Below are 19495 nucleotides of genomic sequence, written 5' to 3' on the forward strand. Positions count from 1 at the left end.
TAGGATAAACATATGGAAATCAACATGCGCAGTATTTTAATCGGCTTGGGAACTTTGCTTTTCCCGCTTATGGCATCAGCACAGCAAGCCCCAAATGATATCACCGGCAACTATTATTTGCCTCCGGTTTCCAAACCGGGAGAAGGGGCTTTGCTGAAATCAGAGTTGATTTATGGGTTGGACAACAGGCCTACTCCTGAGGTTCATGCTTCCACCTTGATCGAAACTCCGGAAGGTATCGTCTCGGCTTTCTTTGGGGGAACCCATGAAAATAACCCGGATGTGGGAATCAGAATATCCCATCTCGTAAATGGAGAATGGACCTGGCCTGAGGAAATTGTCAATGGTGTACAAAATGACACGCTTCGATACCCGTGTTGGAATCCTGTGCTATTTCAACCTGAAGGAAAGCCCCTGATGCTGTTTTATAAAGTTGGTCCCAGCCCGACCACCTGGTGGGGAATGCTGACTACTTCAACGGATAACGGCAAAACCTGGACTACGCCTACCAAACTGGGAGAAGATCCTGAAATCGGCCATATTATAGGTCCCGTGAAAAACAAGCCGGTACAGCTTAAGTCCGGAAGGATAATTAACCCTACTAGTCTGGAATACATTATCAACGGAAATGAACAGGACTGGATGGTATATTTTGAGATTAGTGATGATGGGGGCGACACTTGGGAGATGATAGGTCCTGTGCATGACGGAGTTGAATTTGATGCGATTCAACCAAGCATTCTGACTTATCCTGATGGTAAGATCCAGGCGATTTCCAGAACCAAACAAGGTGTGCTTTCTCAGATATGGTCAGAGGATGAGGGAGAAACCTGGGGGAAAATGACTGCCTTGACTTTGCCAAATCCAAATTCAGGCACAGACGCAGTCACGCTTGCAGATGGAAGACAATTGCTGGTCTATAACCATTCTACCAAAGAAGGAAACCAGCCTAACGGAAGGAATATTCTAAATCTTGCGATATCGGAGAATGGGCAAGACTGGAAACCGGTGATGACCTTTGAAAATGAGCCAATTGAGGATGGGTATGCCTATCCATCTATAATTCAGGCTTCAGATGGCCTTGTTCATATCACCTATACCTATAATAGAAGGTCTGTAAAGTACGCTGTGATTGATCCCAATAAATTGTAAACAGGTAGTTAATACATAAAAAATGAGATTTTTAAAGGAGGGGATAGTACTTGCTTGTCTGGTATATGCAGGAATTTCCACGGCAATTGCCCAGCAAAAAGAAAAATTTATTGAACATAAGGTGGTGTTCCAAGAAGATGGTCAATACGGCGGATGGCCTGCAAATCATGGCATCTGGGGTTGGGGCGATGAAATTTTGGTAGGTTTTGTCAAAGCTTCATTCAATCAGTCAGAGCCGGGCTTGCATACCTATGATCCCAAGTCTGCAGAGAATCAGTATGCCAGAAGCTTGGATGGTGGTGAGACTTGGGAAATCCAAGATGCTTATTCCTTGGGGCAGACAGGTTGGGGGCATGACAATAATATCAATCCGGATAGAGCCGAAAAACCTGTAGTGCTGAAAGAAGCTATGCCGGATTTTACCTCTGAGGATTTTCTGTTAACCTTCTTGAGGCATAATAATCATGACGGCCCCAGTCATTTTTATTATTCGCGGGATAAGGGAGCGCATTGGGAAGGCCCGTATGTATTTCCAAGTATGGGAACTTCCGGAATAGCAAATAGAACAGATTACCATGTGGAGGGAAAGCAAGTACTGAGTGCTTTTGTGACCACCGCAAAATCCAATTCAAAAGAGGGCAGGGTAGCATTCGTAAGAACCCAAGATGGTGGGTTGAACTGGGATTTGGTCTCATGGATTACTTCTGAGCATGGAGGCTTCGATATCATGCCCTCATCGGTACTATTATCGGAAAATGTATGGTTGACAACGATAAGAACGAGATTGGAGAACGGTCAAAATTTGATTTCAAGCTATATATCCAAAGACAATGGAAATACTTGGAATAGGTTAGTCGATCCTGCTCCCGATACCGGAAGAGGGGGATCACCACCTGCATTGGTCCAACTGAAAGATGGCCGCTTGGCACTGGGATATATCCACAGAAGCGAATATGGATCCCGTGTGCATGTACGCTTTAGCGAAAACAATGGAACATCCTGGGGAGATGAAATCATATTGCGGAGCGGAGATGGAGCAAATAGGGATGTAGGATATCCCAAAATGATACAAAGAGCCGATGGAAAGCTGGTGATGATATACTATTGGAATAATTCCAATCAGCCCGATACCAAGCCCTACCGATATATAGCAGCTACTGTATTTGATCCAGAAGAGTGGAAATAATCGGTGGATAGCTTCGGGTAGAATCAGAAGCTGCCATTCCTCACTAAATCCTTCAACTACCTAGCGAAACCACTAAATCCTTTGGCATGGTACATTCAGGAAAATACGTTGGTTTGTTGTTTCGGGAAGTTGGATTCTTGATGCTGATTCTATTGCAGGGATCTGTGTTAGGCTGTTATTTAAACTATTCAAATGTGGACAAAGAAAGAGAACTTTCAGATACACTTGCAGTAAAGGAAATACAACTGACTTTTGGTCAGCAAGGACATTTTCTGAATCAACGACAGGCATTTTCACCCGATGGTAAGTACCTGGTGTTTGACAATAGAAATGATGATTCCAAAATCGGGGAGAATGGTTCTATCCAACTTGTCAATGTAGCCTCGAAGGAAATTCAAACTGCTTATAAGCTGGAGAATCAGGCCGATTATGGTCCTGGGACAGGAGCCGTAAGTTTTCATCCCAAGAAAAATGAGGTGGTGTTTATTCATGGCTTAATGAATGCGTCAGCAGAAATACCCTATGGAATTACCCGGCGGTTTGCTATGCAGCTTGATCTGGATAAGTCCAATAGCGCCCAACCCCTGGAAGCCCGGGATGTGACTGCTCCATTCACCAAAGGAGCCCTGAGAGGGGGAACGCATGCATATTCCTATAGTGCAGAAGGGCAGTTTGTAAGTTTTACCTACAACGACGCAATTCTGGCAAATGAATCACAGACAAATCCAAGGATACAGGATCTTCGAACTGTGGGAGCATTTGTGCCCGGCCACCGGGTTCGCGTTGAAGGTGAGAAAAATGGGGAGAATTTCGACGGGAATGCGTTTGCAATTTTACTGGCCAACGTAAAAGCCAACCCCCAGCCCGGATCGGATGAAATAGCTAAGGCCTACGAGGAATGCTGGGTAGGAAATTCCGGCTATACAAAGCCAACCGGTGAAGCCCAAAAAGTAGCGTTGGCTTTCTTGGGTGATGTGATTTCTGCATCAGGAGAGATAGTAACGGAGGTATTTATAGCGGATATACCCGAGAATATTATTGGCCTTTTGGACACTGTAGACGCAGGAAGCAGGACTGAATTGCCTTCCGTTCCGGCTGGGGTAAAGCAGCGCAGGTTGACTTTCATCACCACAAATAAATATCCCGGTGTACAGGGGCCAAGGCAGTGGTTGAGAAGTTCTCCGGATGGAAATTCCATTTACTTCTATCAAAAAGACGAGGCGGGCATTACTCAGATCTTTTCCGTTTCTCCAAATGGAGGAGATATACTTCCCGTCACGACGAATGATTTTTCCGCCGACACTTCCTTTTCTTTGAGTTCGGATGGAAAATATCTGGCATATGGAGCAGCAGAAGCCATTTATGTGACGCGGGTGGAAGATGGAGTGACCATGCAGATTTTAGCCAACCCCAATAGCCAAACAACATCACTTAGCAATATTAACTGGTCCAACTCTGAGTACAGGTTGGCATACAATAGAAAAGTCGGTCAGGGAGATCAGGCTTTTTTCCAAATTTTTACATTAAACCTATCAACTTTGGTTGATCACTACTTATGACACAATTTTCTAAAACAAAAGAGCCTTTAAGAGGCATTGTTCCACCTATGGTAACCCCGCTGAATGCAGACGGATCCCTGGATTCTGAAAGTGTGGAAAAACTAATCGAACATTTGATTGCGGGCGGAGTTCACGGCATTTTTATACTCGGGACCACCGGTGAGTTTTCAGGATTGAGCTACCGAACCCGCAAAGAACTGATCAGGCAGACCTGTAGTCTGGTAAAAGATAGGGTGCCGGTGTTGGTGGGGGTTACCGACGTTTCCATAGAAGAAAGTATTGATCTGGCAGAGATTGCCGCTTCGGCAGGGGCCTATGCCGTCGTAGCCGCTCCGCCTTTCTATGTGAATATTGACCAGAAGGAATTATACAGTTACTTCAAGCAGCTGGCTGATTCCATCTCCCTACCGATGTTTCTCTACAATATGCCTTCCCACACCAAGCTCACTATAGAAGTGGATACAGTGGTCAAGCTGGCCGCCCATGAAAGGATTATTGGGTTGAAAGACAGTTCCGCCCATGCAGTTTATTTTCAGTCGCTCTGTCATATACTCAAAGACCAAGAGGATTTCGTGCTGATGGTCGGTCCGGAAGAAATGATGGCTGAGACCGTTTTGATGGGAAGTTTTGGAGGTGTCTGTGGTGGTGCCAATTTATTTCCAAAGCTCTATGTCGAACTGTACGAAGCTGCGCTTAACAGGGATTTTGATAAGCTAAAATCCTGTCAGCATGCCGTGATGGAGATCAGCAGAACTATCTATCAGGTAGGACACTACAAATCCAGCTACATGAAGGGTTTGAAAACGGCTATGTCTTTTCTTGGATTATGTCAGCCTCAGTTTGCACCTCCTTTATATCCCTTTTCAGAAGCTGAAGAACTCGAACTCCGATCCCGTTTTGAGAAAATAGCATCCTCATTAATGCCTCAATCCTCTTAAAAAAGACCTGTTTCTTAGTGAGGCAAGCTTCCTGTCAACCCCAAAATACCTCTTAGTAATGGATTTACCGATAATAGATTTAGTAGTTTTTCTGGTGTATATGGCAGCAATTGTACTGTTTGGGATCTCTTTTTCTTTCCGAAAAAGAACCGCACTGGAATACACTACCGGGGGAGGACGTCTGCCAAGCTGGGCCATAGGAATGTCCATCTTTGCGACATTTGTCAGTAGCATTAGCTTCCTTGCTCTTCCCGGAAATGCCTATTTATCCAATTGGAACGGCTTCGTCTTTAGTCTTTCCATTCCCTTGGCAGCATGGATAGCGGTACGCTATTTTGTTCCACTCTATAGAAATCTACAGAGTGAATCCGCCTACTACTACCTTGAAACACGGTTTGGCCCCTGGGCCAGAACCTATGCGTCTGTATGTTATTTGCTGACACAACTGGCCAGAATGGGAGCCATCATGTATCTGCTGGCGCTGCCTATGAATGCGCTGTTTGGCTGGAGTATTTCATTGATCATCATCTGCACCGGAATAAGCGTGATAGTCTATGCCATGCTGGGAGGAATTGAAGCGGTGATCTGGACAGATGCTATTCAGGGTATTGTGTTGATAGGTGGAGCAGTACTGTGCCTCTTGGTTATTATGTTTTCCATGCCCAATGGCCCCGGGGAAGTGTTTACCATCGCAGCTGAAGCTGATAAATTCAGCTTGGGAAGTTTCGAGTTCAATTTTGTGGAATCTACCTTTTGGATGATTCTGGTGTATGGCCTGTTTATCAATCTCCAGAATTTCGGGATTGATCAAAGCTACATCCAGCGATACATTACCGCCCGGACTGAAAAAGAAGCAAAGCGCTCTACTTGGTTTGGCAGTCTTTTGTATGTGCCTGTATCTCTCTTGTTTTTCTTTATAGGCACGGCACTTTTTTCCTATTACCAGGTATTTCCGGACTTGCTTCCCGAAAATCTGAAAATGGCAGAAAATGCCGACAAAGTCTTTCCCCATTTTATCGTATCGGGACTGCCCACGGGACTGACCGGATTATTGATTGCGTCCATATTTGCTGCAGGCATGAGTACGGTTTCCACCAGCATCAATAGTTCCGCCACGGTTTTTCTATCGGATCATTACCGGAGGTATATCCACAAAAACACGACAGAGAAGCAATCCATGCGGGTATTGTTGATTGCTTCTTTTGTGATGGGGGGGCTGAGTATAGTGGTTGGCTTGGCATTCAATGGAGTCACTAGCGCTCTGGATGCATGGTGGGCATTATCCTCCATTTTCAGCGGAGGCATACTCGGTCTTTTCCTGCTTGGGTTTGTGGTCAAAAAAGCTCCGGGAAAAGCGGCAGCAATTGGGGTATTATGCGGAGTGCTTGTGATTGGATGGATGAGTCTTTCCCCCGTGCTCTTCACAGGAACTTCTCTGGAAGGATTTAAAAATACCCTTCATACCAATCTTACAATCGTGATGGGAACACTGACAATTTTTATCGTTGGCTTTCTACTTACAGGTCTTTTTTCCAAAACAAAAAACGTCACAGCAAAATGAAATACGTAATAGGATTGGACTACGGAACAGACTCAGTCCGCGCAGTATTGGTCAATACCGAAGATGGAACAACTCTGGAGAGTTCTGTTTTCTTATTTCCAAGGTGGGCACAGGGACTTTACTGCGATCCTGCCAAAAGTCAATTCAGACAGCATCCTCTGGATCATTTGGAGGGGTTGGAGAAAACTATTACAGAAGTGGTCCGGAAATCCGGAGTAACTAAGCACCTGATCAAGGGGATTTGTGTGGACACCACGGGATCATCCCCCATGGCTGTGGATGAAAAGGGAGTGTCTTTGGCCATGACTTCCGGCTTTGAAGATAATCCCAATGCCATGATGCTGCTCTGGAAAGATCATTCCTCTATCAAAGAAGCGAATGAAATCACAGAACTGGCGAGGAGCTGGGGAGGGGAGGATTTTACCAAATACTCCGGAGGGATCTATTCTTCCGAATGGTTTTGGTCCAAAATCCTATCGGTTCACCGCAAGGACACAGAAGTCGCCAAAGCAGCTTATTCCTGGATGGAGCATTGTGACTACATCACGGGTATTCTTACGGGCCAGTCTCCAATGCATGTCAAAAGAAGCAGATGTGCGGCCGGTCATAAGGCTCTTTGGCACGGGGACTGGGATGGTCTGCCTCCCGTTGAGTTTTTGTCGTCTCTAGATCATTCATTGGCCGATCTTAGGGAAAACCTGTTTACTCATACGTATACTTCCAATGAATCTGCCGGCAAAATCAGTGGGGAATGGGCTGCCAAACTTGGACTCTCAGAAGATACTCTTATCGCTGTAGGAACCATTGATGCGCATGCCGGTGCTGTGGGGGCGGGGATTCGGGAGCATGCCTTGGTCAAAGTAGTAGGCACTTCTACCTGTGATATTTTAGTGGCCTCACCACAGGAAATGGATAAGAAACTGATCAAGGGAATTTGCGGTCAGGTAGATGGATCTGTACTTGCGGGATTGATTGGCCTGGAGGCCGGGCAAGCCGGTTTCGGTGATGTATTGGCTTGGTTCAAAGGACTGCTTCTCACTCCATCCATTCAATTGATCCGAAACAGTAAGCATATTGATAGTCTTGAAAAAGAGAAATTGCTTGCTGAAATGGAAGAAGCCATGCTGATTCACCTGTCTGAAGAAGCGCTAAAGCTGCCCGAAGGAGACAGCAATATAGTCGCACTGGATTGGATTAACGGACGTCGTTCTCCTGATGCGGATGAATCGCTGCAGGGAGCATTGCTGGGATTGGATATGGGAACCACTGCCGCCCATTTGTTCAGAAGTCTGGTTGAGTCCTTATGTTTTGGCTCAAAGAGAATCATAGACAGATTTGAAGAGGAAGGCCTGCGAATAGATGAAGTGATCGCAGTAGGGGGCGTTGCCAATAAATCAGAATTGGTGATGCAGACCATGGCTGATGTGCTTGGGAGAACTATCAAAATCACGGCATCCACCCAGACTCCTGCCTTGGGTTCGGCTATTTATGCCGCTGTGGCATGCGGGGTTTATGCTTCTATGGACAGTGCGATCAGTGCGATGGGACCCGGTTTCAGTAGGATTTATGAGCCCGATAGGGAGAAAAAGGATTTTTATGCCAAAAAATACCTTGATTATATCAGACTGGGGCAAACGGAAGAGGAGTACAACAAAGTGATAAGGTAAGAAATCATGGATACCGGCATCCGGTAAAACTAAAGTTGACAGAGAGAACCAAGAATCATGAATCAAGAGTTGAGTGAATGGTAAAATATACCGGATAACCTTGTCAGGTTTTGCAATTGGAACTGCAGAATTCGATTAATTCATCAAAACCAATGGTGTAAACCTTACAGGTTTTGGTTAACATGACACTAGTTTCAGTTGCCAAGTTAAACTTGATACTTGACAGATTAGTGACAACCAATTAAAGCACAGTCATTACTGCCAATGAGATTGTTTTTTAATGAAATTAACCCCAAGTTTGATGAACTAATCCGGTCATAACTGCGTCAAAGAGTTAGACATTTAATTGTTTTCACGGGGATTTTTCCTTCAAAAACCAATCGCTTGTTATCCTATGGATGATCTTTTAGCTGCCCGGTCTCAGATGGCTCTTTCGCTGGGGTTTCATATCATTTTTGCTTGCATTGGTATGGTGATGCCGTTTTTCATGGCAACCTCCCATTACAAATACCTTAAAACCGCCAATCCTATTTACAGGGATCTGACCAAAGCCTGGAGCAAGGGGGTGGCAATTTTCTTTGTGACCGGCGCGGTATCAGGAACAGTACTGTCGTTTGAATTGGGGTTGCTCTGGCCTGAGTTTATGCTGCATGCAGGACCTATTTTCGGAATGCCTTTTTCATTGGAAGGAACGGCATTTTTCATCGAGGCGATAGCGTTGGGATTCTTTCTTTACGGTTGGGGCAAGTTCAAGCCCTGGTTTCACTGGTTTACGGGAGTAGTGGTGGGAATCAGCGGCCTGGCTTCAGGGATATTGGTAGTAGCTGCGAACGGATGGATGAATAGTCCCAGTGGTTTTGACTATGTGGATGGAAAGTTTCTCAATATAGATCCTGTGGCAGCGATGTTCAATGACGCTTGGTTTACCCAGGCACTGCATATGACGCTGGCGGCTTTTGCAGCTACCGGATTTGCGGTGGCAGGAATCCATGCTTTTATGATGCTGAAAGGGAAAAGTGGAGATTTTCACCGTAAAGCATTTACCATTGCCATTTTATTTGGAGCAGTCGCTGCGCTGCTTCAGCCTATTTCCGGGGATATTTCTGCCAAGGATATAGCCGTACGACAGCCTGCGAAACTTGCTGCAATGGAAGCACACTTCGAAACTAGCAAGTCCGCTCCCTTGATTATCGGTGGTATTCCCGATGAAGAAGCGAAGGAAGTCAATTATGCCATTAAAATCCCGGGCGCTTTAAGTTTCCTTGCCCATGGAGATTTTGAGGCGGAAGTCATGGGGTTGGATCAGTTTCCTGAGGAACACCATCCACCTGTCATGGTGACGCATTTTGCTTTTCAGATTATGGTGGGATTGGGAATGATCCTGGTTGGGCTGAGCTTATTGTATTTCATTGCTCTATGGAAAAAGAAAAGCTGGCAGCTCAAACGGTGGTTTCTATGGCTTTTTGTCTTGGCCACACCGCTGGGATTTATCGCCCTGGAAGCCGGATGGACGGTCACCGAAGTGGGGAGACAGCCATGGATTATCTATGAGATTATGCTTACCAAAGATGCCGTGACACCTATTCCGGGAATCCAATATTCATTCTTCATATTTACCGCGATTTATCTCTCGCTTACAGTCATAGTGACATTTTTGCTTTATAGGCAGATCAAAGCTGTACCTGAGTCATTAAATCAAAAAAGGGATGTGCCGGCTGAATCTTAAACTGAACTTATGCTCTATGTAGTTATCATTTTTCTTTGTCTGTCGCTGCTGATGTATGTTCTTCTCGGTGGTGCTGATTTCGGTGCGGGGATCGTTGAGATATTCACTCCATTCTCTATGAGGGAGAAGCTTCGCGATACTACGTATAAGACCATCGGCCCGATCTGGGAAGCAAATCACATGTGGCTGATTATAGCCATCGTGATTCTGTTTGTGGGTTTTCCTCCTATATACACCATGCTTTCTGTACATCTTCATATTCCCTTGGCATTGATGCTTATCGGGATTATCGGAAGGGGGACGGCTTTTGTTTTTCGGCATTATGATGCGTATCAGGATGATATGCAGAAAGTCTATAATTTTATTTTCACCTATTCGAGTTTTATTACCCCATTTTTCTTGGGACTGATCTTCGGAGCTGCTGTTGGTGGTCAAATAGATCCGGAAGCTGCGGGATTTTATGAGGCATATATTCTTCCTTGGTTCAACCTGTTCAGTATTTCCGTTGGTGTTTTCACTGTGGCTATCTGTGGTTTTTTGGCCTCTGTTTTTTTGGTTGGCGAGGCCAAAAGAGCTGATGTCAAACTGGTAGTGGTACGAAAAGCCAAGCTGTTTATAGTATTTACAGTGCTGGCAGGTGGCTTTGTGTTTGCTTCCTCGCTTATAGATGAGGTGCCGCTTGTAGAGTTGCTGCTTACAGAATGGATTACAATCGGGACTCTGGTGCTGGCCACTTTGGCAATGATTGTTTTATGGATGCAATTAAGAAGCGGTAGTAATCTATTGGTTCGTTTTCTGTGCGGGTTTGTAGTTACGGCGATTCTACTGGCCTTTGGCTATCATTATTTTCCCGATATGATTATTACCAAATCGGGAGAGAATCTATCTGTTTTTAATTCCGCAGCTGTTGGGAAACCTGTAGAAACGTTAGGCTGGGCTTTGCTGATCGGGAGTGTGTTTATTTTGCCATCGCTATTTTATCTGCTATATAGTTTTCAGGGGGACAAAGAGATTAATCAAGCGAATGGGTGAGGTGTTTTTTTATTAACAGCAATGGATGCAGAGATTTTCGCAGAGGCCGCAGCTTGTCATTTAATTTTATGATGAAATCGAGCATGACTCAAAAGCCACACACTGGGATGATTATCATCCCTGTGAGATTCTCCCGATCTGTTGCGGCGGACGGGACAGGCTATGTGACCTTAAAAAATCCAATTATAAACACATGAAAATCTGAAAGCCCTATCAAGTAATTGTAGTAGGTACGGTAACGCTAGGTCGAGTCTTGAACTTTTAAAAATGCAGTCTGTGGTTCAAGGTTCATGACTTGGACCCGTACCAATGAAATCTCCAGACTTCTATTAACCACTTTCACAAAACAGAGGCTGTCTCATAAGTAAGGCAACCTCTGTTTTATTCGGATCGGTATCTGAGTCAATTTTCATACAGTCAAATCTCAGGCCCTTGAATTGATTTATGAGACAGCCTCATTTAGCATGGCATAAGTTTGAAGACTTTGCGCCAACTGTGTAATTGTTTCATGTACCGTTACACTAGCTTGAGTCTTAAGACTTGGACTTTTGAAATGCAGCCTCTTGACTGTAAAAAGACTGCTCGCCTGATATGCTCAAAAAATATGCTTGATTTATTGGGTTTGGTTATGTGTTATAAATGGCAGTCTGAAGACTGCAATAGATGAGTACAAGCCTGCCTACCGGAAGGCCATTAGCATTGCACCAATTGGATGTCTTTAAGTGGAGGCTAGCTAATTCAAACTAAAATGACTCGTGTCAGGAAACTTTAACTAATTGTTTTGGAGTGTTACCAACATTTTTCTTATTTTTTTACTCTTACGAAGTTATTTTAAAGAAAATATGAGATTCAGCCCCTACTTATTGTTAGTACTGATTTTTGTTAGCTGTAAAGACAAATCAATTAAGCGATTTAAACTAAGCAGTGCTGAAGTTATTGATGTCAGCTCAAAAATAACTGATCTGGAGACTGAGCAGATCATGTCAGATCTATCGCTTACCATATTTGGAGATTACTTGATTGTATCGGATTTTAAGGGTGCTTATGAAAAAGGAATTCATCTTTTTGACAAAAACCGCTTAGTTTTATTTGGGAAGCACAGGGATAATAGGGTAAGTTCCTGGGCAAATTATGCGTTTTGGTCGGCTTGCTATCACACCGAATGGGAGAGAATTTTGGGTGCCTGATTTTGAGAAAATAAAAGTGTTCAAGTTTGACATCGATTCTGCATTGATGGACCAAGACTATCTGCCCACGGTAACCAAGCCTTTTGCCTACGATTTTTTTCTGTCGGGGATGAATATTGTCTCGGACAGTCTTGCGTTGGGAACAGGCTTGGAAGTACTCAGCCCCAGTACCTTTCGGGCTAGCCTGGGCAGATGGGATATTAATACTGGAATCATTGAAAAGTTTGGAGAGGAACATCCTAAGTTGACCGGTGAAAGAACCAATGCGTTTTTTGATTATTCCTACAAGCATAACATCATGGCGCTTGCACATATCAACCATGACATTCTTACCCTATATAATGCAGATGGGACAATCAAATATCATATCCTCGGTGAAAAGGAGTTTGACAATGAGAAACGAAAACTGAAGTTCTTTGGAGAAGTTCATATAGGTGATGAATGGATAATTAGGTCTTATTTAGGTAGTGAAGGTTTTATACTAGATGAAAAGCAGCAACCTATGAGTGTAGGACGAAGTAGGTTATTGCTATTTAACCTTAAGGTCAATTTGTCAAAAGTGATTGAAACAGGCCATGATATCCGATATTTTGCCGCGGATGACGAGAAAAAACGGGTACTGTGTTATTTTCTGGGCAGAGAAGTGCCATTAGGTTATTTTTATTTTGAATAAAATATTTTGCCCACCAGCGGACAAAACTGTCCGAGATATACGAGAGATAAATTAAAAATGTCCATTTCCAGCCAGATTTCTTGTTTTTTCTTACTGGCATACTAATGGAAATAAGAGGTTCATTGTCAACGGTGAACCTAATCACAATACCCATGAAACTCTTCAAATTCTCCTCAGCCTCTCTGGTCCTTATTTTGCTATCCGTGCAGTTCGCTGCTTTTGCAACTGCTTTTAAAGCAGATCCATACCTCACCAAGCAGTTTACACTCAGTGGCTCAGGCAATCTCAACGTAGAAACTTCGGGAGCCTCTGTTGCCGTCACCGGCGCAAGTGGCAATGAAGTGATCGTCGACATGTATGTGAAGTTGAACGGGAGGGAAATCGAGATGGAAGATGCGGAGGTAGAGCGGGAATTGGACAACTATAACCTGGACATCAGCCAAAGCGGAAATACCATTTCAGTGATTGTGAAAAAGAAAAACAATAGCGGTCGAAGCAAATTGAATCTGTCATTTAAGCTCCAGGTACCAACAGAAATGTCTTCCAAATTCCAATCCAGCGGAGGATCGATTTCAGTGGATGGGTTGAACGGTGAGCAGGAAATAGCCACAAGTGGGGGGAGTATTCAAGTTGTCAATAGCTCAGGCTCTGTAAATACACATAGTTCCGGAGGCTCTTTTAGACTTGAAAACTTTGAAGGAGACGTCGATGTACAGACCAGCGGAGGATCCATCAAAGTGAATCAACTTTTGGGAGATCTAAATGTAAATACTTCAGGCGGTAGTGTGAATTTGTCAGAGATCAATGGCAGCATTTCCGCAAATACCAGTGGAGGATCTATCCGGGCCCAGCTTTCCAATGTGGAGAAAGAACTTACGATGAAGAGCAGCGGAGGAAGCATTACCGCAGTAGTTCCGGATGGATTGGGGCTAGACCTTGATCTCAGTGGGGGAAGGGTCAATTCCAAACTTTCCAATTTCAGCGGAGAAGTGAAAAAGGATAGAATTCTGGGTAAAATCAACGGCGGGGGAGTTCCTGTAACTATGCAAAGCTCCGGAGGAAGCATCAATTTGGAGTTTAATTGAAGTAGCTAGTATCAAGTACAAAGTATCTAGACATAAGATTTGAGAATCAATAACTAAGGGTCAAGAGACTAGAATCAAGATTAGTTTGGAGCGTCATTGCGAACGACGAAGGAGTGCGGCAATCTCTTTATTATTATCAAGTATCAAAGCATTGGTATTAAAATATAAGAGATATGGAGAATGACTTTCCAACCTTAAAACCTGCCACTTTCCAACTTGCTAGTACGAAATCTTTCAATTTTAAAATCTTCCAATCCTTCCCTGGCGGACAAGTATCTAAAATTTTCCAATATTTCAATCCACAAGAAATGCTCAAACATCATATCCTGCTTTCACTGAGGAATTTCAAGCGAAACAAGACCACCTTTTTGATCAATCTGATTGGACTGACGATCGGATTGGCAGGTGTGGTGCTGATCAGCCTATGGGTATTGGACGAGTACGGTGTGGACAGGTACCACGAAAACGAAGACCGGCTTTATCAGGTTCTGCAGAATGTAAAAGAGGGGGACCAGATCCTGACCTTACAGGCAACTCAGGGAAGATTGGCGAAGGCTTTAGCAGAGGAAATACCCGAAGTGGAATTTGCCACTTCCGTGATTCCAGCTTCCTGGTTTCCAAATACCGGGCTTACAAAAGCTGAGGGAAATGCATTTAGAGCCAGGCCCCAATATGTAGAGCCTGATTTCTTTAACATCTTCTCTTTCGAACTGATCGCCGGGAATAAGTCTAGCGTTTTTGTTGACAAGTATTCGGTGGCAATCTCGGAGGAGCTCGCCCAGAAGCTGTTTAAGACGAAGGATAACCTGATCGGCAAAGGAATAACTTGGGAATTCGGGTCTCTGAGTGGGGATTTTACCGTCCAGGCCGTGTTTAGAAACCCACCAGCTAATTCCTCCAACCCAAGTGATATCCTATTCAACTATGAACTTTATATCGAGGACCGTCATGAGTTGGAGAACTGGGGAAACAGTGATCCCCATACCTATTTGGTTCTCGCCCCAGGGGCTTCATCGGATCAAGTCAATCTCAAGATTCGGGATTTTTTGAAAGTAAAAGTAGAGAATTCGGAGTCGAGTCTATTTCTGCAAAAGTTTTCGGACCGATACCTTCAAGGCACTTTCGAAAATGGGAAACAAGCTGGAGGAAGGATTGGATATGTTCGGCTATTTTCAATCATCGCGATTTTCATCCTGGTAATCGCATCCATCAACTTTATCAATCTCACGACGGCCAAAGCTTCCAAAAGAGCCAAAGAGATCGGAATCAAGAAATCTTTTGGCGTAGCCAAGTCGTCGCTTATTTCACAGTTTCTTACCGAATCTGTGTTGCTGACTTCTATAGCCACATTGTGTGCTATCCTGCTGGTGCAGCTGGCTATGCCTCAGTTTAACATTATCACGGGCAAGCAACTGTCGCTTTCCCTCAGTCCGATGCTGATGCTCGGGGTTCTGATGACGGCTCTTCTTGTCGGGGTTTTGGCTGGAAGCTATCCTGCATTTTACATTTCCGGAATTCAGCCCATTGCTGTTTTTAAAAACAAGCTTCCGGGTTCGTGGAAAGAGATTTCGGCCAGGAGAGGCTTGGTGGTATTTCAGTTTACGCTGTCAGTCTTGCTGATCGTTTCTGTGGCGATTGTTCACAAACAGTTGGAATATATCCAAACCAAAAACCTGGGATATCAGCGGGAAAATGTGCTACGCTTTCAACTGGAAATGCCCGATGGCGGAGACGAAAACTTTTTTGAAATCGGTGGTGGTTGGGAGAATCGAGTGGAAGGGTTTATTGGTGAGGTGGAGAAGGTTCCTGGAGTGATCAAAGCCTCCAATGCCTACCACAATCTCACAGGAAACCACGGTGGGATGTCGGGCGTGGACTGGAAAGCCGGTGATGAAGATGAGAAATTAGGCTTCAGCAATCTGGAAATCGGATATGGCTTTATTGAGACGCTTGGGATTGAACTCCAAGAGGGGAGGTCCTTTTCCAGGGATTTTACCAACGAAACTGGGAAAGTTTTGCTCAATCAGGCTGCAATAGATGCCATGCAGCTAGCAGATCCGGTGGGTAAAATAATAAGCTTTTGGGGTTCTCCCAAAGAGGTTATCGGTGTGACAGACAACTTTCATTTTGAGTCGCTCTTTGAATCCATTGTGCCTTGTATTATCCGCCTGGAACCTAGAGCTAATACGATTCTCGTCAAGATTGAACAGGGAATGGAACAGCAAACCGTTGCCGGTTTGCAGCATCTCTATTCCAGTCAGTTTGCCGGTTTGGCCATGGACTACGGGTTTTTGGACAAGGATTACGAGATGCTTTACACAGCTGAACAACGGGTACTGGTATTGGCAAACTATTTTGCCGGACTGGCAATCCTCATATCCTGCATGGGGCTGTTTGGCTTGGCAGCTTTCATGGCGGAGCAGCGGGTCAAAGAAATAGGAATTAGAAAAGTTTTGGGAGCCAATGAATGGAATATCCTTCTCCTTGTGGCAGGAAGCTTCGTTGCTTTGGTTTTGGTTGCGATAGGCATCGCGATACCGGTCAGTTATTTTGTTGCAAAAAACTGGTTGGAACGCTTTGCTTACCGGGTGGATCTTTCTTGGTCGTATTTCGCTTTTGCAGCTGTATTGACGCTGCTGATTGCCTTGGTTACCGTAGGTGCTCATGCGATGAAATCAGCGCTGATGAAACCTGTGGAGAGTTTGAGAAGTGAGTGAGATGATTACCAGATAGTTAGTAACAAGATATAAGTGTTTAGATAATAAAGCTTAGAATCAAGATGCTTATGTAAAAAGTAAAATGTGAGAAGTGAGAAGCTGGAGCTAAGAAAAACGATTTACGAATGGGAAAAGACTTCGACTTTCATGCCTTCGGTAGACTGGCCGCTGAGTCTGACAAAAATTACTACAGACTTCTTAAAAACTTTACCACTTTAAGAACTTTACCACCTTCCAACTCTTAAAATTTTCCCAATATTCCAATGATGTTCAAAACCTATCTGAAAATTGCCTGGAGAAGCCTGAAGAAGAATAAATTGGTGTCGTTTATCAATATTCTGGGACTGGCACTGGGTATTGCCACTTGCCTGGTTATTAGTCTGTATGTGATCGAAGAATTTAGCTATGATCGTTTTTTTAAGGATTCAGACAGGATCTTCAGAGTTACCCTGGATGCTAAGATAGGGGAGCAGACGCTCAGCGAAGCCAGTGTGATGGCTCCTGTGGCGGAGACTTTTAAAGCCGAAATTCCCGAGGTACAAGTAAGTACCAGAGTTCTGAATCTGCATTCCAATACTAAAGTCAGGATAGGGGACAAGGTGATCCGAAAAGGCAATACGGCTTTTGTTGATCCTAATTTCTTTGAGGTATTTGATCTTCCATTTGCCAGCGGAGATCCAGCTACTGCACTTTCAAACCCCAATTCTGTAGTACTCACCGAGGATCAAGCCACAGCTCTTTTTGGTAAGGATAACGCGATCAATCAGGCGATCAAGTTGGAAGGGATAGGCTATTATTCCAGCCAATATTTAGATTTGTCAGGGGACTATACAGTCACAGGAGTAATCAAAAACATCCCGGAAAACTCCCATTTCGATTTTGCCATGCTTGCATCTATGCTGGGTAATCCGGATGCGAAAAATCAAAGTTGGCTGTCAGGAAATTACGTCACCTATTTGCTGCTGAATAAGGGCGCTACGGCTGATCAAGTTGAAACTAAGATACCGACACTTACCAGGAAATACATGGAGGATCAGATGAAGCAAGGGTTGGGAATGGGGTTTGACGAGTTTTTTGAAAAAGGAAACCATGTGTATTTAAACCTACAGCCACTTACCGATATCCATCTCAACAACCAATTTGCAGGAAAGGGAGACTTTGAGGCTGGCGGCGACTTACAGACAGTGTTGATCTATTGCGCCATAGCAGTGTTTATGTTGCTGATTGCCTGCATCAATTTTATGAACCTTTCTACTGCCGGGTCATCTCAGCGCTCAAAAGAAATAGGAGTTAGAAAAGTCATGGGATCCGGGAAGCAGGATCTTGTATTTCAGTTTTTGTCAGAATCACTTATTGCGGTTTTCATTGCTATGGTTTTGGGGCTTTTACTGGCAAAATTAGCACTTCCGTTTTTCAATGGTTTTGCGGATAAATCCCTGTCACTTGGGTTTTTGTTCCAGCCTGTTGTTTTCCTAACTCTTTTGGCACTCATTCTCTTGGTCACACTGATGGCCGGCGGGTATCCGGCATTTTTCCTTTCGGCATTTAAGCCTATAGAGTCCTTGAAGAAAAAAATCATCAGAAGCAATAGAAGCGGATTGAGAAGTAGCTTGGTAGTGTTTCAATTCACAGTTTCAGTGGTATTGATCATCGGTACCATCGTGGTGTCTCAGCAAATGAATTACATCCAGAACAAAGATCTGGGTTATGATAAAGAGCAATTGATTGTCTTGCGCGACGCAGGACTCTTGGGGGAGCATCTGGATGTTTTCAAGGATAAGTTAAAAGGGGATCCACGGATTAAAAATATAACAAAATCCGCTTATATACCATCTGGGCCAACCGATACAAACAGCCAGAACCTGATAATCGATGAATCCATGTCAAGCACTTTACGGATGATCCAATATGGGATTGATGAAGAATATATCCCTACTCTTGGTATGGAAATCTTGGCAGGAAGAAACTTTTCTTTGGATCTCGGTTCGGAGGAAAATAACATAATCATCAATCAGACAGCTGCCAAGGAACTGGGGATAGAAGATGATCCGGTCGGGCAGGTTTTTGAAAAAAGAACCGATAATCAAGGTGGAAGGGAAGAAGTACGGGTAGTGGGCGTGGTGAAGGATTTTGTGGCAAAATCACTCAGAGAACCGATCAAACCTCTGATGATGGTTTACAATCCGTATTACAGCCTGATTATGAAAGTGGAAAAGTCAGAACTTCAGCCTTTGCTTGCCGACATGCAGTCGATCTGGAATGGCTTCAATACAGGCGAGGCTTTTCATTATGCTTTTTTGGATGAATTGTATAATGAGACTTACATACAAGAAGCCAAGATGGGTTCTTTCCTAACCGTCCTTTCCTTGATGACAATTTTCGTCGCATGTTTAGGCTTGTTTGGCTTAGTGACCTTCACTGCCGAGCAGAGGATCAAAGAAATCGGAATCCGAAAAGTATTGGGGTCTACGGTAAATCAGATTGTGGGAATGCTGGCCAAGGACTTTATCAAGCTGGTCGGAATTTCCCTGATCATAGCCTTTCCTGCAGGTTACTTCTTTATGGATATGTGGCTTGGTAATTTTGCCTACCACATCGACATAGCTTGGTGGATTTATGCCTTGGCAGCCGGGATTACGCTGGTAATTGCGTTTGGCACCATATGTCTGAGAAGCGTGAAAGCCGCCCTGATGAATCCTGTGGAAAGTTTGAAAAGTGAGTAGAGTAGGAAGCCTGAGAGTTGGAGGTCAGGAAGTTTGATAGTAGTTAGTAACAAAATAGTATCAAGGCTTCTTAACCCATTAATCCTTAATCATCAGCTGCCAGTCACAAGTATGAAATCAAATAATATCATGACAATTTTTGATTAAAATCGAAAATTGTCATGATTATTCTGGATTACAAGCCAACATAGCCAGTCCAGTGGGCCGAAAGATACTTTCACCAATCCTTCGCCAAAGTGAGTGTCCTCACTCACTTTTTCCAAACGCTTGATTCTAACTCCAATACAAC

13 protein-coding genes are annotated in these 19495 nt (G+C 44.1%); all 13 read left to right on the forward strand.

What is annotated here, in order from left to right; all coding sequences use genetic code 11:
* Positions 1 to 12: 12 nt before the first annotated feature.
* The 13 genes from ID165_RS03240 to ID165_RS03300 all read left to right on the forward strand — a co-directional run bounded on the left by ID165_RS03240 (position 13) and on the right by ID165_RS03300 (position 19206).
* Positions 13 to 1152 (forward strand): exo-alpha-sialidase, encoded by a 1140-nt coding sequence (locus ID165_RS03240; RefSeq protein WP_192348959.1) that lies wholly within the window; start codon positions 13 to 15, stop codon positions 1150 to 1152.
* 22 nt (positions 1153 to 1174) lie between these two features.
* Positions 1175 to 2338 carry a sialidase family protein gene (locus ID165_RS03245; RefSeq protein ID WP_192348960.1) on the forward strand — a complete coding sequence of 388 codons (1164 nt, stop codon included), beginning with the start codon at positions 1175 to 1177 and terminating at the stop codon, positions 2336 to 2338.
* A gap of 86 nt (positions 2339 to 2424) precedes the next feature.
* On the forward strand, positions 2425 to 3897 hold the full coding sequence (locus tag ID165_RS03250) for a DUF3748 domain-containing protein (RefSeq protein WP_192348961.1): 1473 nt from the start codon (positions 2425 to 2427) through the stop codon (positions 3895 to 3897).
* Positions 3894 to 4835 carry a dihydrodipicolinate synthase family protein gene (locus tag ID165_RS03255; protein WP_192348962.1) on the forward strand — a complete coding sequence of 314 codons (942 nt, stop codon included), beginning with the start codon at positions 3894 to 3896 and terminating at the stop codon, positions 4833 to 4835. Before ID165_RS03250 ends, ID165_RS03255 begins: the two co-directional genes overlap by 4 nt.
* 58 nt (positions 4836 to 4893) lie before the next feature.
* A complete protein-coding gene (locus tag ID165_RS03260; protein WP_192348963.1) occupies positions 4894 to 6396 on the forward strand; it encodes a sodium:solute symporter in 1503 nt (500 codons plus the stop codon).
* Positions 6393 to 8063: a ribulokinase gene (locus ID165_RS03265; protein ID WP_192348964.1), complete on the forward strand. Its 1671-nt coding sequence runs from the start codon at positions 6393 to 6395 to the stop codon at positions 8061 to 8063. The genes ID165_RS03260 and ID165_RS03265 overlap by 4 nt, the downstream gene beginning before the upstream one ends.
* Before the next feature lie 394 nt (positions 8064 to 8457).
* A complete protein-coding gene (locus ID165_RS03270) occupies positions 8458 to 9789 on the forward strand; it encodes a cytochrome ubiquinol oxidase subunit I (protein WP_192348965.1) in 1332 nt (443 codons plus the stop codon).
* Positions 9790 to 9798: 9 nt separating this feature from the next.
* The gene (locus ID165_RS03275) at positions 9799 to 10821 is read left to right on the forward strand and encodes a cytochrome d ubiquinol oxidase subunit II (protein ID WP_192348966.1); all 1023 of its coding nucleotides are present in this window, start codon (positions 9799 to 9801) and stop codon (positions 10819 to 10821) included.
* Between the two features lie 842 nt (positions 10822 to 11663).
* Positions 11664 to 12008 (forward strand): hypothetical protein, encoded by a 345-nt coding sequence (locus ID165_RS03280; RefSeq protein WP_192348967.1) that lies wholly within the window; start codon positions 11664 to 11666, stop codon positions 12006 to 12008.
* A complete protein-coding gene (locus tag ID165_RS03285) occupies positions 11953 to 12681 on the forward strand; it encodes a hypothetical protein (protein ID WP_192348968.1) in 729 nt (242 codons plus the stop codon). The genes ID165_RS03280 and ID165_RS03285 overlap by 56 nt, the downstream gene beginning before the upstream one ends.
* Positions 12682 to 12833: 152 nt before the next feature.
* Positions 12834 to 13766, forward strand: coding sequence for a hypothetical protein (locus tag ID165_RS03290; RefSeq protein WP_192348969.1), 933 nt, complete (start codon positions 12834 to 12836; stop codon positions 13764 to 13766).
* A 308-nt stretch (positions 13767 to 14074) separates the two neighbouring features.
* Entirely contained in the window at positions 14075 to 16483 is a 2409-nt protein-coding gene (locus tag ID165_RS03295; RefSeq protein ID WP_192348970.1) for an ABC transporter permease, read from the forward strand.
* 263 nt (positions 16484 to 16746) lie between these two features.
* Positions 16747 to 19206, forward strand: coding sequence for an ABC transporter permease (locus tag ID165_RS03300; protein ID WP_192348971.1), 2460 nt, complete (start codon positions 16747 to 16749; stop codon positions 19204 to 19206).
* The last annotated feature ends 289 nt before the right edge of the window (positions 19207 to 19495 follow it).

This window comes from Algoriphagus sp. Y33 (assembly GCF_014838715.1).
Classification (GTDB): domain Bacteria; phylum Bacteroidota; class Bacteroidia; order Cytophagales; family Cyclobacteriaceae; genus Algoriphagus.

Excerpts from the sequence above, each read along its gene's own strand:
- ID165_RS03240 (WP_192348959.1), top strand. The coding sequence starts at position 13 with ATGGAAATCAACATGCGCAGTATTTTAATCGGCTTGGGAACTTTGCTT.
- ID165_RS03245 (WP_192348960.1), top strand. The coding sequence starts at position 1,175 with ATGAGATTTTTAAAGGAGGGGATAGTACTTGCTTGTCTGGTATATGCA.
- ID165_RS03250 (WP_192348961.1), top strand. The coding sequence starts at position 2,425 with ATGGTACATTCAGGAAAATACGTTGGTTTGTTGTTTCGGGAAGTTGGA.
- ID165_RS03255 (WP_192348962.1), top strand. The coding sequence starts at position 3,894 with ATGACACAATTTTCTAAAACAAAAGAGCCTTTAAGAGGCATTGTTCCA.
- ID165_RS03260 (WP_192348963.1), top strand. The coding sequence starts at position 4,894 with ATGGATTTACCGATAATAGATTTAGTAGTTTTTCTGGTGTATATGGCA.
- ID165_RS03265 (WP_192348964.1), top strand. The coding sequence starts at position 6,393 with ATGAAATACGTAATAGGATTGGACTACGGAACAGACTCAGTCCGCGCA.
- ID165_RS03270 (WP_192348965.1), top strand. The coding sequence starts at position 8,458 with ATGGATGATCTTTTAGCTGCCCGGTCTCAGATGGCTCTTTCGCTGGGG.
- ID165_RS03275 (WP_192348966.1), top strand. The coding sequence starts at position 9,799 with ATGCTCTATGTAGTTATCATTTTTCTTTGTCTGTCGCTGCTGATGTAT.
- ID165_RS03280 (WP_192348967.1), top strand. The coding sequence starts at position 11,664 with ATGAGATTCAGCCCCTACTTATTGTTAGTACTGATTTTTGTTAGCTGT.
- ID165_RS03285 (WP_192348968.1), top strand. The coding sequence starts at position 11,953 with ATGCGTTTTGGTCGGCTTGCTATCACACCGAATGGGAGAGAATTTTGG.
- ID165_RS03290 (WP_192348969.1), top strand. The coding sequence starts at position 12,834 with ATGAAACTCTTCAAATTCTCCTCAGCCTCTCTGGTCCTTATTTTGCTA.
- ID165_RS03295 (WP_192348970.1), top strand. The coding sequence starts at position 14,075 with ATGCTCAAACATCATATCCTGCTTTCACTGAGGAATTTCAAGCGAAAC.
- ID165_RS03300 (WP_192348971.1), top strand. The coding sequence starts at position 16,747 with ATGATGTTCAAAACCTATCTGAAAATTGCCTGGAGAAGCCTGAAGAAG.